This is a genomic window from Citrobacter freundii complex sp. 2024EL-00216, from assembly GCF_043945515.1.
Taxonomy (GTDB): domain Bacteria; phylum Pseudomonadota; class Gammaproteobacteria; order Enterobacterales; family Enterobacteriaceae; genus Citrobacter; species Citrobacter portucalensis.
The window spans coordinates 116788-130874 of record NZ_JBIMRA010000009.1 but is presented as its reverse complement, the minus strand read 5'-3'; the positions used below and the strand labels follow the sequence as shown (position 1 = coordinate 130874).

The 14087-nt window shown below is 53.5% G+C and carries 16 protein-coding genes; 10 read left to right on the top strand and 6 right to left on the bottom strand.

Annotated elements, in window-relative coordinates; all coding sequences use genetic code 11:
• The first annotated feature begins 2 nt into the window (after positions 1–2).
• From secF to ACHHZ7_RS13990, 3 genes are all read left to right on the top strand, one after another.
• Complete coding sequence (secF, locus tag ACHHZ7_RS14000; RefSeq protein ID WP_003021550.1) at positions 3–974, top strand: protein translocase subunit SecF; 972 nt, start codon at positions 3–5, stop codon at positions 972–974.
• Positions 975–1144: 170 nt separating this feature from the next.
• On the top strand, positions 1145–1510 hold the full coding sequence (locus ACHHZ7_RS13995) for a VOC family protein (RefSeq protein WP_008783926.1): 366 nt from the start codon (positions 1145–1147) through the stop codon (positions 1508–1510).
• A 23-nt stretch (positions 1511–1533) separates the two neighbouring features.
• Complete coding sequence (locus tag ACHHZ7_RS13990; RefSeq protein WP_057067578.1) at positions 1534–2226, top strand: YafY family protein; 693 nt, start codon at positions 1534–1536, stop codon at positions 2224–2226.
• Between the two features lie 45 nt (positions 2227–2271).
• Here ACHHZ7_RS13990 and ACHHZ7_RS13985 read toward each other — a convergent pair whose 3' ends face one another.
• Together ACHHZ7_RS13985 and ACHHZ7_RS13980 are read right to left on the bottom strand one after the other, a co-directional pair.
• Positions 2272–3135, bottom strand: coding sequence for a nucleoside-specific channel-forming protein Tsx (locus ACHHZ7_RS13985; RefSeq protein ID WP_003021561.1), 864 nt, complete (start codon positions 3133–3135; stop codon positions 2272–2274).
• A 298-nt stretch (positions 3136–3433) separates the two neighbouring features.
• A complete protein-coding gene (locus ACHHZ7_RS13980) occupies positions 3434–3973 on the bottom strand; it encodes a DUF3251 domain-containing protein (RefSeq protein ID WP_020996578.1) in 540 nt (179 codons plus the stop codon).
• Between the two features lie 153 nt (positions 3974–4126).
• Here ACHHZ7_RS13980 and nrdR point away from each other — a divergent pair, with 153 nt between their 5' ends.
• The 6 genes from nrdR to pgpA all read left to right on the top strand — a co-directional run bounded on the left by nrdR (position 4127) and on the right by pgpA (position 8234).
• Positions 4127–4576, top strand: coding sequence for a transcriptional regulator NrdR (gene nrdR, locus ACHHZ7_RS13975; RefSeq protein WP_003021571.1), 450 nt, complete (start codon positions 4127–4129; stop codon positions 4574–4576).
• A 3-nt stretch (positions 4577–4579) separates the two neighbouring features.
• Positions 4580–5683 carry a bifunctional diaminohydroxyphosphoribosylaminopyrimidine deaminase/5-amino-6-(5-phosphoribosylamino)uracil reductase RibD gene (ribD, locus tag ACHHZ7_RS13970; protein ID WP_008783929.1) on the top strand — a complete coding sequence of 368 codons (1104 nt, stop codon included), beginning with the start codon at positions 4580–4582 and terminating at the stop codon, positions 5681–5683.
• Between the two features lie 90 nt (positions 5684–5773).
• Complete coding sequence (gene ribE, locus ACHHZ7_RS13965) at positions 5774–6244, top strand: 6,7-dimethyl-8-ribityllumazine synthase (RefSeq protein ID WP_003021575.1); 471 nt, start codon at positions 5774–5776, stop codon at positions 6242–6244.
• A 19-nt stretch (positions 6245–6263) separates the two neighbouring features.
• On the top strand, positions 6264–6683 hold the full coding sequence (gene nusB / locus ACHHZ7_RS13960) for a transcription antitermination factor NusB (RefSeq protein ID WP_000801129.1): 420 nt from the start codon (positions 6264–6266) through the stop codon (positions 6681–6683).
• A gap of 77 nt (positions 6684–6760) precedes the next feature.
• Positions 6761–7738, top strand: a complete 978-nt coding sequence (gene thiL / locus ACHHZ7_RS13955) for a thiamine-phosphate kinase (protein ID WP_060682662.1) — start codon at positions 6761–6763, stop codon at positions 7736–7738.
• The gene (pgpA, locus tag ACHHZ7_RS13950; protein ID WP_003021578.1) at positions 7716–8234 is read left to right on the top strand and encodes a phosphatidylglycerophosphatase A; all 519 of its coding nucleotides are present in this window, start codon (positions 7716–7718) and stop codon (positions 8232–8234) included. Before thiL ends, pgpA begins: the two co-directional genes overlap by 23 nt.
• 99 nt (positions 8235–8333) lie before the next feature.
• Here pgpA and yajO read toward each other — a convergent pair whose 3' ends face one another.
• The 4 genes from yajO to xseB are packed head-to-tail and all read right to left on the bottom strand — an operon-like array spanning position 8334 to position 12394.
• Positions 8334–9308 (bottom strand): 1-deoxyxylulose-5-phosphate synthase YajO, encoded by a 975-nt coding sequence (gene yajO / locus ACHHZ7_RS13945; protein WP_008783931.1) that lies wholly within the window; start codon positions 9306–9308, stop codon positions 8334–8336.
• A 56-nt stretch (positions 9309–9364) separates the two neighbouring features.
• Positions 9365–11227 carry a 1-deoxy-D-xylulose-5-phosphate synthase gene (gene dxs, locus ACHHZ7_RS13940; protein ID WP_003830996.1) on the bottom strand — a complete coding sequence of 621 codons (1863 nt, stop codon included), beginning with the start codon at positions 11225–11227 and terminating at the stop codon, positions 9365–9367.
• A gap of 24 nt (positions 11228–11251) precedes the next feature.
• Entirely contained in the window at positions 11252–12151 is a 900-nt protein-coding gene (gene ispA / locus ACHHZ7_RS13935; protein WP_060682661.1) for a (2E,6E)-farnesyl diphosphate synthase, read from the bottom strand.
• Entirely contained in the window at positions 12152–12394 is a 243-nt protein-coding gene (xseB, locus tag ACHHZ7_RS13930; protein WP_003021586.1) for an exodeoxyribonuclease VII small subunit, read from the bottom strand.
• Between the two features lie 196 nt (positions 12395–12590).
• Between xseB and thiI the strand changes: the two genes are divergently transcribed.
• Entirely contained in the window at positions 12591–14039 is a 1449-nt protein-coding gene (gene thiI / locus ACHHZ7_RS13925) for a tRNA uracil 4-sulfurtransferase ThiI (RefSeq protein WP_008783933.1), read from the top strand.
• Positions 14040–14087: the final 48 nt, after the last annotated feature.

Genomic DNA, 14087 nt, shown 5'->3' with positions numbered 1-14087 from the left:
AAGTGGCACAGGAATATACTGTTGAACAATTGAACCACGGCCGTAAAGTCTGGGACTTTATGCGCTGGGACTACTGGGCTTTCGGCATTTCAGGTTTCCTGCTGATTGCGGCCATCGTGGTGATGGGCGTACGCGGGTTTAACTGGGGTCTCGATTTCACCGGTGGTACGGTTATTGAAATCACGCTGGAAAAACCGGCCGATATGGACGTGATGCGCGATGCGCTGGAGAAAGCGGGCTTCGTTGATCCGCTTCTGCAGAACTTCGGCAGCAGCCACGACATTATGGTACGTATGCCGCCAACTGAAGGTGCAGACGGCGGTCAGGTGCTGGGTAGCAAAGTGTTGAGTGTGATTAACGAATCCACCAACCAAAACGCCGCGGTGAAGCGAATTGAATTCGTGGGTCCGAGCGTGGGTGCAGACCTGGCGCAAACAGGTGCGATGGCGCTGATGGCGGCGTTGATCTCCATCCTGGTGTACGTCGGTTTCCGCTTTGAGTGGCGACTGGCGGCAGGGGTAGTTATCGCGCTGGCGCACGACGTGATTATCACACTTGGGATCCTGTCGTTGTTCCATATCGAGATTGACCTGACTATCGTCGCATCACTGATGTCGGTAATCGGTTACTCGCTGAACGACAGTATCGTTGTATCTGACCGTATTCGTGAAAACTTCCGCAAAATTCGTCGCGGTACGCCTTACGAAATCTTTAACGTGTCACTGACTCAAACGCTGCACCGTACGTTGATTACGTCCGGTACAACGTTGATGGTTATTCTGATGCTGTTCCTGTTCGGTGGTCCGGTACTGGAAGGATTCTCGCTGACGATGCTGATCGGTGTTTCTATCGGTACTGCGTCTTCTATCTACGTGGCATCGGCGCTGGCGCTGAAGCTGGGTATGAAGCGTGAGCACATGCTGCAGCAGAAGGTCGAGAAAGAAGGGGCAGATCAACCGTCGATTCTGCCTTAACCCATCCAGGAGTGAAGATACTGGAATCCCGATCGCAAGGTCGGGATTTTTTTTGCCTGTGAATTAGCGACAGGTAATTATCTTTTCCTGTCGCCACACTACTGACAGTATGCTGTCAGCAGCCCTGTCATATAGTCCTCCTGAGATTACCCACACAGGCAGGAGGAAGTATGAGCAACGTAATTAATTGGTTTGAAATCCCCGTGGCACAAATGGACCGCGCCATCGCTTTTTATGAGCCAGTAATGCAGGTTTCTTTGCGCCGGGAGAACATGGACTGCGCTGAGCTCGCCGTATTTCCGCATCAGGATCCCGCTCCCGGCGGGGCGCTGGCTAAATTTGACGGTATTACGCCTTCAACGCAGGGCGCTATCATTTATCTGCATACGGACGATTTGGCTGCAACGCTTGAACGCGTCGCCACTGCTGGCGGTCAGTGTGTGTTTGGCCCACTAGAACTGGGTCAGGACATTGGTACGATTGCGCTATTTACTGACAGCGAAGGCAATCGTGTTGGTTTACATCAACCCGCGTAATATTTTCAGCACTGAGGATTAAAATGAGCAGACGCGCCGACCGCTTGTTTCAGATTGTGCAAATCCTGCGTGGCAGGCGAGTGACAACGGCGGCGCTGCTGGCAGAGCGTCTTGAGGTTTCTGAACGGACGATTTATCGCGATATCCGCGATCTCTCTTTATCCGGTGTGCCTATTGAAGGCGAAGTGGGCAGCGGATACCGCTTAATGGCCGGGTTTGATCTACCGCCGTTGATGTTAACGCATCACGAATCAGAAGCATTGATGGTAGCGATTCGATTGCTGAAAACATGGGGTGGGGATTCACTCTCACAGGCGTTGGAATCCGCGCAGGAAAAAGTGTTGGCGATATTGCCGCCAGAGAGTCGGCGCAGAGCCGAGCAAACGCGGATTTTCGCGCCAGATTTTGGTAATCAGCCGCATTCACGTAGTGCCTTCGATCTCATACATCGCGCGGTTTCAGCCCAGCAGGTGCTGGCGCTGCATTATCGCGATGAGTCCGGGAACCTCTCCTGGCGCGACGTTCAGCCGCTGGGATTATTTTTCTGGGGCGAGCACTGGCTGCTGGTTGGCTGGTGCGAGAAGCGTGACGATTATCGTTGCTTTCGCGTTGATCGATGTCTGAAGATTACGCCACTCGAAAGGCATTTTCGCGAATCGGCAGATCGCTCGCTAAGTGACTTTTTGCGTAAAGTACGCTGTGAAGACCAGCCATAAAAAAGCCAGCGGTTAAGCTGGCTTGTCTGCGAGACATTGTCTGGATTAGAAGTTGTAACCTACGACCAGGTAACCACCCCAACCGGTAGATTTCGCGCTGAAGTCGCCTTCGCCCCAGTTCAGGGTATCTCCACCTTTCCACTGGCCGCCGTTATGGAAGTAACGCGCTACGACGGAGTAGTGCCAGTGATCGTAGTTCAGCGCCAGGACGTGGCTGGACGCGATAGAGTTGCTGGTGCGGTTCGGATCATCACCCAAATCTGAGCCCCAGTCGAAGTTGGTGAAGCCGATGTAGGTCAACTGGCCGCCCCAAACCTGGGTGATCGGCACAAAGTATTTCACTTTGAAACGGTAGCCATCCCACTCGTTTTCGTTGGATGCGCCATAGTTCTGCCACTGGTATTTAGCATACACGTTCAGGGACAGACCCATCGGCAGACCGGTATCGATATCGGTACCCAGACCCATGTACCAGGTGCTCTGGCGGCTGGCTTTGTTATCACCCATATCGTAGATGTAGTTGTTGGCGAAATACCATTCTTTGAACGGACCAAAGCTCAGGTCAGCACCGGTCAGTTTGTCGATGGAGAAACGTGGTTCGATTTCCATAAACAGCGGGGAACCGTCAGACCAGATACCTTTATCGTTGCCGTTACCCCAGTCGAAGGTTTTCGGAATATCGATGTAGCCATAGAAGTCAAACCAGTCTTTTTTGGCAAACGCTTCGTATTCAAGATACACGTCGTTGTTCAGTTTCGGGGAGAAACGGGTGTGATAGCTACCCACCACGTTAACGCTTTGGTGCCACCAGTCGGACAGATATTGCGGTTTGTCATTTTCTGCTGCGTTGGCAGTAAAAGACGAGGAGAGCGCCAGCACTGCACCGGCTGCAAGTAATGTTTTTTTCATATGTATGCCACTGTTTGAAATCCCTTTCGGGAGTGAAAAATGCGCAATTTGCGTTTCTAAATATTTCGTAATTCTTCGGAGCCTATTATAAAAATCATTGTTCACAAAAATATGTCTTGTTTCACAGTTCTATCATTTACGTAATCGATTGCGTTCACGTTTGCGTACTTTAGGCGGCGAATTGTACTGGCTCCCATGAATGTTGCCAAGTTTTACCAGAAATATCGGTTATGTCAGGGGAGTAACAAAAAGAAGCGAAGTGATGTTGCGGAACGCACAAAACGTTCCGCAAAAAAGTTTATTGGCTAACAGGCTGGACGTCGTGGATGCGCACAAATCCTAACTGATCTGGAGTGAGGCCATTTATCTGTAACGGAATGTCTACGTCGCTGGGAGCTAGAATACTCGCCGGAGCGTTGACCAATTGGTTATGAACGTTCACTTCCTGATAGTTGTCCGTGGTGCCCTGAATTTGCCCGTACTCGACGGTGGCGCTAAAGGCGGGTAAAGGCGTGTTGGATTCACCCTGAATTCGTAGCGTCAGGCGCGTACCATCGGCGTTCGGCGCAATGTTCACCAGCGACATGCGTAAGGTGCCAATCTGGCTGTCCAGTCGTGCCGGGGTTTTGGAACCGGGCAGCAGATAGGCGCCGCTGGTTGATTTTGCATTCAACATATTTTGTTGCGTAATTTTTACCGTTTCCTGATTAAGCTGCGTCATCTCTTTATTCAACGTGCTAACGCTTTGATGCATCTGGCGTACTTCGCTTTGCTGTGCGCAGGCACTAAGACTAAAGAGACTTCCCACCAGGAGAATTCTTAGGTAACGTCTTGTCATTGTGATTACTTCCTTCATTGTCGCGATAGCATAATGGTAGTGTGCACTGAGCACGAAGGCATCGATCCTTTGTCTCAAAAGCGCAGCGCCTTTGTTGTCACGGCAGTTCAGGGTAAAATAGATTCTGTTAACCACTGAGGTACAGGACGCCGTATGCATTGCCCATTCTGTTTCGCCGTAGACACTAAGGTAATTGACTCTCGTCTTGTAGGCGAGGGCTCCTCGGTACGCCGCCGTCGGCAGTGTCTGGTCTGTAACGAACGTTTCACCACTTTTGAAGTGGCTGAACTTGTCATGCCGCGCGTTGTGAAAAGCAACGATGTGCGTGAACCCTTTAATGAAGAAAAGCTGCGCAGCGGCATGCTCAGAGCGCTTGAGAAACGCCCTGTCAGTGCAGATGACGTCGAAATGGCGTTAAACCATATCAAATCACAGCTGCGTGCGACGGGCGAGCGTGAGGTGCCGAGCAAGATGATTGGCAACCTGGTGATGGAGCAGTTGAAAAAGCTCGATAAAGTCGCCTACATCCGCTTTGCCTCTGTCTACCGGAGTTTCGAAGACATCAAAGAATTTGGCGAAGAGATTGCTCGCCTACAGGACTAAGCCATGCAGGATGAATTGTACATGGCGCGCGCGCTAAAGCTTGCTGCGCGCGGACGTTTTACCACTCACCCCAACCCCAACGTGGGCTGCGTGATTGTGAAAGATGGGGAGATCGTCGGTGAAGGATATCATCACCGCGCGGGCGAACCGCATGCCGAAGTTCATGCTCTGCGGATGGCTGGAGAAAAAGCGCAGGGGGCAACTGCCTACGTGACGCTCGAACCCTGCAGTCATCATGGTCGCACGCCGCCGTGTTGCGATGCGCTGATTGCGGCGGGGGTGTCGCGTGTGGTTGCGGCGATGCAGGATCCCAATCCGCAGGTCGCAGGACGTGGGCTCTACCGTTTGCAGCAGGCGGGTATCGACGTCAGCCACGGGCTGATGATGAGCGAAGTTGAGCAACTGAATAAAGGCTTCCTCAAGCGCATGCGTACGGGATTCCCATATCTTCAGCTTAAGCTTGGCGCGTCGCTTGATGGCCGTACAGCGATGGCCAGCGGTGAAAGCCAGTGGATCACCTCGCCACAGGCGCGCCGCGATGTGCAACGCTTGCGCGCGCAAAGCCATGCCATTTTAACCAGCAGTGCGACGGTGCTGGCAGACGACCCTCAGCTTACCGTGCGTTGGTCGGAGCTTGGGGAGTCAACTCAGGCGAGTTACCCGCAGGAAGAGCTGCGTCAGCCAATCCGCATTGTTCTTGATAGCCAGAATCAGGTCACACCGGCGCACCGAATTGTGCAACAGCCTGGAGAAACCTGGATTGTCCGGACTGAAGACGACCCTCGTAGCTGGCCGGAGACGGTGCGCAGCCTGAAGGTGCCGGAACATAACGGGCATCTGGATCTGGTGGTGCTAATGATGCAACTGGGCAAACAGCAAATTAACAGCATTTGGGTTGAAGCAGGCCCAACGCTCGCCGGGGCATTATTACAGGCCGGTTTGGTCGATGAGCTAATCGTGTATGTTGCGCCTAAACTGTTAGGCAGCGATGCGAGAGGATTATGTGTGCTTCCAGGCCTTGAGAAACTGGCTGACGCACCCCATTTCAAATTCAATGAGATACGCCAGGTGGGCCCGGACGTTTGCCTGCATTTAACGACTGCGTGAGGCTTTCTGATTTAGAGGAAGCAGCGCACAGAATATTATGATAAAATCCGCCCCCCTTACGGGGCCATAAATCGAACCCGAAGGAAGAATATGAACATTATTGAAGCTAACGTTGCTACCCCGGACGCTCGCGTCGCCATCACCATTGCGCGTTTCAACAACTTTATCAATGACAGCCTGCTGGAAGGTGCTATCGACGCCCTGAAACGTATTGGCCAGGTTAAAGATGAAAACATTACCGTTGTTTGGGTTCCAGGTGCATATGAGCTGCCACTGGCGGCTGACGCACTGGCAAAAACCGGTAAATACGACGCGGTGATTGCGCTCGGTACGGTGATCCGTGGCGGTACCGCGCACTTCGAATATGTGGCTGGCGGTGCAAGCAATGGCCTGGCGCATGTCGCTCAGGACAGTGGCATTCCGGTAGCCTTCGGTGTTCTGACCACCGAAAGTATTGAACAAGCCATCGAACGTGCTGGCACTAAAGCCGGTAACAAAGGCGCAGAAGCTGCACTGACTGCGCTTGAAATGATTAATGTATTGAAAGCCATCAAGGCCTGATTTTTGTAAGGGGAAATCCGTGAAACCTGCTGCTCGTCGCCGCGCCCGTGAGTGTGCCGTCCAGGCGCTCTACTCCTGGCAGTTGTCCCAGAACGACATCGCTGATGTTGAATACCAGTTCCTGGCGGAACAGGACGTTAAAGATGTCGACGTTCTGTATTTCCGTGAACTGCTGTCCGGGGTGGCGACTAACAGCGCGTACCTGGATGGATTAATGAAGCCTTACCTGTCTCGTCTGTTGGAAGAGCTGGGTCAGGTAGAAAAAGCCGTACTGCGTATTGCGCTGTTTGAATTGTCTAAACGTAGTGATGTGCCGTACAAAGTGGCCATCAACGAAGCGATTGAACTGGCAAAAACCTTCGGCGCTGAAGATAGCCACAAATTCGTGAACGGCGTACTGGATAAAGCAGCACCTGTGATTCGCCCCAACAAAAAGTAATCCCGAGGCCGGCTGGATGGTGGAACCTGTTTCCGCTGTCCCCGGCTTTTTCTTTTTTTTCTGCTGAGGCATAACGTATGGCATGTGGCGAGTTTTCCCTGATTGCCCGTTATTTTGACCGCGTAAGAACTTCTCGTCTTGATGTCGAAACCGGTATTGGTGACGACTGCGCACTTCTGAACATCCCTGAAAAACAAACGCTGGCGATCAGTACCGATACGCTGGTGGCAGGCAACCACTTCCTCCCCGACATTGATCCGACCGATCTCGCCTGGAAAGCGCTGGCGGTGAATTTGAGCGATCTGGCGGCGATGGGGGCGGATCCTGCGTGGCTGACGCTGGCGCTCACGTTACCTGACGTCGATGAAGCCTGGCTGGAAGCCTTCAGCGATGGCCTGTTTGAACTCCTCAATTACTATGATATGCAGCTGATTGGTGGTGACACCACGCGTGGGCCGCTGTCGATGACGCTGGGTATCCATGGCTACGTCCCCGTTGGGCGGGCCTTAAAACGTTCCGGCGCGAAACCGGGTGACTGGATTTATGTTACCGGCACACCGGGCGACAGTGCGGCCGGGCTGGCGATTTTGCAGAACCGATTGCAGGTTGCAGATGCAACAGACGCGGACTATCTGCTGCAACGTCATCTGCGTCCCACGCCGCGTATTTTGCAGGGACAAGCCCTGCGCGATCTGGCCAGTGCGGCTATCGATCTCTCCGATGGCCTGATTTCCGATTTGGGACACATCGTTAATGCCAGCGGCTGTGGCGCACGGGTTAACGTTGATGTGCTGCCATACTCCACGGCATTGTCACAGCACGTTGAGCCGGAACAGGCCCTGCGCTGGGCGCTCTCGGGAGGTGAAGATTATGAGTTATGCTTTACCGTACCGGAAATTAATCGTGGTGCGCTGGACGTAGCGCTGGGAAATCTCGGCGCAGCGTTTACCTGCATTGGGCAGATGAGCGCGGACGTGGAAGGCATTCACTTTACGCGCGATGGAAAACCCGTCACGTTTGACTGGAAAGGATATGACCATTTTGCCGCGCCTTAAAAAAGATGTCGCCAAAAGCCGCCTGAGTATGCGCAATCCGTGGCACCTGTTAGCCACCGGTTTTGGCAGCGGGCTGAGCCCAATTGTTCCTGGCACGATGGGATCGCTGGCGGCGATCCCTTTTTGGTATTTAATGACCTTTCTGCCGTGGCAGCTGTATTCGCTGGTGGTGATGTTATCTATCTGTATCGGCGTTTATCTGTGCCATCAAACGGCGAAAGATATGGGCGTGCACGATCACGGTAGCATTGTCTGGGACGAGTTTGTCGGGATGTGGATTACCCTGATGGCGCTGCCGACCAACGACTGGCAGTGGGTTGCCGCCGGATTTGTGATTTTCCGTATTCTGGATATGTGGAAGCCGTGGCCGATTCGTTGGTTTGATCGCAACGTGCATGGCGGGACGGGGATCATGATCGACGATATTGTGGCCGGGATACTCTCTGCCGGAATTTTGTATTTTATCGGTCATCACTGGCCGGTAGGTATCATTTAACCCTTTTCATGGACTATTGTAGGCCCGATAAGCGCCGCGACATCGGGCGATCAGTGCCGGATGCGCTATGCTTATCCGGCCTACAATCTACAACCTCGCTTATTTAAATCCCACCACCGGATGCTGTTTGTACGGCGTTTCCAGCTCGGCAATCTGCTCCGGCTTCAATGTTAAATCTACCGCGTTAAGCAACTCATCCAGCTGTTCCTCACGTGAAGAGCCAATAATTGGCGCTGCCACGCCGGGTTTGCTCAGCAGCCAGGCCAGCGCAACCTGTGCCCGCGTTACACCCAACTCCTCACTGACACCGGTCAGTCGTGCGGCGATTTGCGCGTCGTTTTCATCGCTCTCGTTGTACAAATTTTTACCGACTTCATCGGAAACCAGACGTGCGGTCGTTTCTCCCCAGGGACGCGTCAGGCGACCGCGCGCCAGCGGGCTCCATGGGATAACGGCCACGCCTTCCTGATAGCAAAGCGGCAGCATTTCGCGTTCTTCTTCGCGGTAGATCAGGTTGTAGTGATCCTGCATGCTGACGAACTGCGCCCAGCCGTGTTGCTTCTGTAAGGCAAGAGCCTGGGCAAACTGCGAAGCGTGCATGGATGAGGCGCCAATATAGCGAGCTTTACCGGCTTTCACGACGTCGTTTAGAGCCTCCAGCGTTTCTTCGATTGGCGTGTTGTAATCCCAGCGGTGAATTTGCAGGATGTCCACATAGTCCATACCCAGGCGTCTGAGGCTGTCGTCGATTGAGCGCAGGATTTGTGCGCGGGATAAACCTTCCGCTAAATCATCCACCTGGTGAAAAACCTTGGTAGCGACCACGACATCTTCGCGGCGGGCGAAATCACGCAGTGCGCGACCGACAATCTCTTCGCTGCTGCCAGCGGAGTAGCTGTTGGCGGTATCGAAAAAGTTAATGCCACCCTCAAGGGCGTGTTTGATTATCGGGCGGCTGCTTTCTTCAGGTAGCGTCCAGGCGTGATTGCCGCGATTGGGCTCGCCAAATGTCATGCAACCCAGGCAAAGGCGGGAGACCCGTAGGTCGGTTTTTCCTAAGATGTTGTATTTCATCAATCCACTCCTGCTTAGCTCGTGATGAATTAAGCATAGCAGGAGCGGGGAGGGGATTATGCCAGCCAGGCCTTGATTTTGGTCTCAATTCCGGCGGCATTCAAACCCAGATCGGCACGGGCTTCATCCTGAGTTCCCTGCGGGATGAAGAAGTCTGGTAGGCCAATGTTCAGCACCGGGACGGGCTTACGATGGGCCATCAGCACTTCGTTTACGCCGCTGCCAGCACCACCCATAATGGCGTTCTCTTCAATGGTAACCAGCACCTCGTGTTGGGCAGCCATTTCAAGGATCAACGTTTCATCCAGTGGTTTTACAAAGCGCATATCGACCAGCGTGGCGTTCAGCGACTCTGCGACCTGAGCGGCTTCCGGCATCAGGGTGCCGAAGTTGAGAATCGCCACTTTTTCCCCGTGACGTTTCACGATGCCTTTACCAATTGGCAGTTGTTCCAGCGGGGTCAGCTCAACGCCTACCGCGTTGCCGCGTGGGTAGCGCACGACCGTTGGACCGTCGTTGTAGTGATAGCCGGTGAACAGCATCTGGCGGCATTCGTTTTCATCACTCGGGGTCATGATGACCATTTCCGGGATGCAGCGCAGGAAGGAGAGATCGAACGCCCCCTGATGGGTTTGTCCATCTGCGCCAACAATCCCTGCCCGGTCAACGGCGAACAGGACCGGCAGTTTCTGGATGGCTACATCGTGCAGCACCTGATCGTAGGCGCGTTGCAGGAAGGTCGAGTAAATGGCTACCACCGGCTTGTAGCCGCCAATCGCCAGACCGGCAGCAAACGTCACCGCGTGCTGCTCGGCAATCGCCACATCGAAATAGCGATCCGGGAACTTACGTGAAAACTCCACCATTCCGGAACCTTCGCGCATCGCCGGGGTGATTGCCATCAGCTTATTGTCTTTCGCTGCGGTCTCGCACAGCCAGTCACCGAAAATTTTTGAATAGCTCGGCAGGCCGCCACTGCTTTTCGGCAGGCATCCGCTGGACGGATCGAATTTGGGTACCGCGTGGAAGGTTATCGGATCTTTTTCCGCAGGCTCATAGCCACGACCCTTTTTGGTCATGATGTGCAGGAACTGCGGGCCTTTCAGATCGCGCATGTTTTTGAGCGTAGTAATAAGCCCCAGCACGTCGTGACCGTCCACCGGACCGATATAGTTAAAGCCCAGTTCTTCAAACAGAGTCCCCGGCACAACCATACCTTTAATGTGTTCTTCGGTACGTTTGAGCAGTTCTTTAATCGGCGGCACGCCGGAGAAGACTTTCTTCCCGCCTTCGCGCAGCGAGGAGTAGAGTTTGCCAGAGAGCAGCTGTGCCAGATGATTGTTCAGCGCGCCAACGTTCTCTGAAATCGACATTTCGTTGTCGTTGAGGATAACCAGCATGTCGGGCCTAATATCGCCCGCGTGGTTCATCGCTTCAAACGCCATCCCAGCGGTGATGGCACCATCACCAATCACACACACGGTACGGCGCTCTTTACCTTCTTTCTCGGCGGCAACGGCAATACCGATACCTGCGCTGATGGAGGTAGAAGAGTGCCCAACGCTCAGTACGTCATACTCGCTCTCACCGCGCCATGGGAACGGATGCAGGCCGCCTTTCTGACGAATGGTGCCGATTTTATCGCGGCGACCAGTCAGAATTTTGTGCGGATAAGCCTGATGTCCCACATCCCAGATTAACTGGTCAAACGGGGTGTTGTAGACATAGTGCAGCGCGACGGTGAGTTCCACCGTGCCCAGACCAGAGGCGAAGTGCCCGCTGGAACGGCTTACGCTGTCGAGCAAATAGCGGCGCAGTTCGTCGCAAAGCTTTGGCAGGCTCTCTTTTGGCAGCAGACGTAACTCCTGGGTGGAGTCGACCAGCGCCAGGGTCGGGTATTTGGCTATATCAAAACTCATCGCAAGCTCATGGGATATGTTGGTTTATTTATCACGCTGGATTATGTAGTCCGCTAGCGCTTCCAGTGCCGAGGTATCGAGTGACTGTGCGGCCAGCAGACTTAGCGACTGGCGGGCGTCCTCGATTAAATCCCGGGCTTTATTCTGGGCTTGCTCAAGACCCAGAAGTGCAGGATAGGTACTTTTGCCAAGCTGCTGGTCAGCACCCTGACGTTTACCCAATGTTGCAGTATCGCCTACCACATCCAGGATGTCATCCTGAACCTGGAAAGCCAGACCGATGCTTTCTGCGTATTTGTCGAGTATTGGCAGGCATTCTCGCCCTTTATCGCCAGCACTTAACGCCCCCAAACGCACGGCGGCGCGAATCAATGCTCCGGTTTTATGGCGGTGAATCCGCTCCAGTGCATCCAGCTCAACCTGATGACCTTCAGCTTCCAGATCCAGTGCCTGGCCGCCGCACATACCGGCGATACCGCTGGCCTGAGCCAGTTCAGAGATCATCGCGATGCGGTCACGGTCAGTGACTTCCGGCATTGGGGCGTCGCTGATAATGGAGAATGCCAGCGTTTGTAGCGCATCTCCGGCCAGGATTGCATTTGCCTCGCCAAATTTTACGTGGCAAGTCGGCAGACCGCGTCGCAGGTCATCGTCATCCATCGCGGGCAAATCATCGTGCATCAGCGAATAGGCATGAATGCATTCGACGGCGGCAGCGGGAGCATCAAGCGTACTCAGGCTGACACCAAACATCTGACCGGTCGCATATACCAGGAACGGGCGCAGACGTTTACCGCCTAATAATGCGCCATATTGCATGGTTTCTACCACGGGAGTGTTCTGAAAGGGCAGTGGCGCGATAAAATGGCTCAGTGCCTGGTTTGCCTGCTCAACGCAAGCCTGTAGCTGCTGCGTAAAATCCATTTACTCATTATCCGGTGTAAAAGGCGTAAGGGCGGCGTCTTCAGTATCTGACAGCAGGATTTGTACGCGCTGTTCAGCCTGTTGCAATTTGACCTGTCCCTGACGCGCCAACTGTACGCCACGTTCGAATTCGTTCAACGCTTCTTCTAACGGCAGGTCGCCGCCTTCCAGACGGGTAACAATTTGTTCCAGCTCGCTCAGCGCGGTTTCAAAACTGGCGGGCGCTTCATTTTTCTTCGGCATAATGAATGTCTGACTCTCTGTATTGGCAGCACAAGACTATGGTAACGGACTCGCACTGATAAGCAAATAACGCGCAATGTGCACAGTAGCCGCGTGATGGTGATATACTTGCGCGCCTGGATGCAGTCGCGGGTATGGGCTGCTGTATTTTTTTCCATTACAAGTCATTCCGACTTGCCTAAGAACCATTGCCGCCATGAAGTTTATCATTAAATTGTTCCCAGAAATCACCATCAAAAGCCAATCTGTGCGTTTGCGCTTTATAAAAATTCTGACAGGGAACATTCGTAACGTTTTAAAGCACTACGATGAAGACCTTGCCGTTGTCCGTCACTGGGATCACGTTGAGGTTCGCGCTAAAGATGAAAGCCAGCGCCTGGATATTCGCGACGCGCTGACCCGTATTCCGGGTATCCACCACATTCTCGAAGTAGAAGACGTGCCGTTTACCGATATGCACGATATTTTCGAGAAGGCACTGGTGCAGTATCGCGATCAACTGGAAGGTAAAACCTTCTGTGTACGCGTTAAGCGTCGCGGGAAGCATGAGTTTAGCTCCATTGAGGTGGAACGTTATGTTGGCGGCGGGTTGAACCAGCATATTGAATCCGCGCGCGTGAAGCTGACGAAGCCGGATGTGACCGTTAATCTTGAAATCGAAAATGATCGTCTGCTGCTGGTTAAAGGCCGCTATGAAGGTATTGGCGGTTTCCCGATTGGTACGCAGGAAGACGTCCTGTCGCTGATCTCCGGTGGTTTCGACTCTGGTGTATCCAGCTACATGCTGATGCGTCGCGGCTGCCGCGTACACTATTGCTTCTTTAACCTTGGCGGCGCAGCGCATGAAATCGGCGTTCGCCAGGTGGCGCATTACCTGTGGAATCGCTTCGGTAGTTCGCATCGCGTGCGTTTTGTTGCTATCAACTTTGAACCGGTGGTCGGTGAGATCCTGGAGAAAGTTGATGACGGCCAGATGGGCGTGGTTCTCAAACGTATGATGGTTCGCGCGGCGTCGAAAGTCGCTGAGCGCTACGGCGTACAGGCGCTGGTAACCGGTGAAGCACTGGGCCAGGTGTCCAGCCAGACGCTGACCAACCTGCGTCTGATCGATAACGTTTCTGACACCCTGATTCTGCGCCCGCTTATCTCCCATGATAAAGAGCACATCATCAATCTGGCGCGTGAAATTGGTACCGAGGACTTTGCCCGTACCATGCCGGAATACTGCGGTGTAATTTCAAAAAGCCCGACGGTGAAAGCGATCAAAGCGAAGATTGAGGCCGAAGAAGAAAACTTCGATTTCTCTATCCTCGATAAAGTGGTTGAAGAAGCGAACAATATCGATATTCGCGATATCGCCCAGCAGACGCAGCAGACCGTGGTAGAAGTGGAAACCGTGAGCGGTTTCGGCCCGAATGACGTAATCCTTGATATCCGTTCTGTGGATGAACAGGATGATAAACCGCTGAAGGTTGAAGGTGTGGACGTCGTTTCTCTGCCATTCTACAAGCTGAGCACTAAATTCGGCGATCTGGACCAGAGTAAAACCTGGCTGCTGTGGTGTGAACGCGGGGTGATGAGTCGCCTGCAGGCGCTTTATCTGCGCGAGCAGGGCTTTGAAAATGTGAAGGTGTATCGCCCGTAATTGAGTAAACATCGTGTTGTAGGCCGGATAAGGCGGTTACGCCTCCAT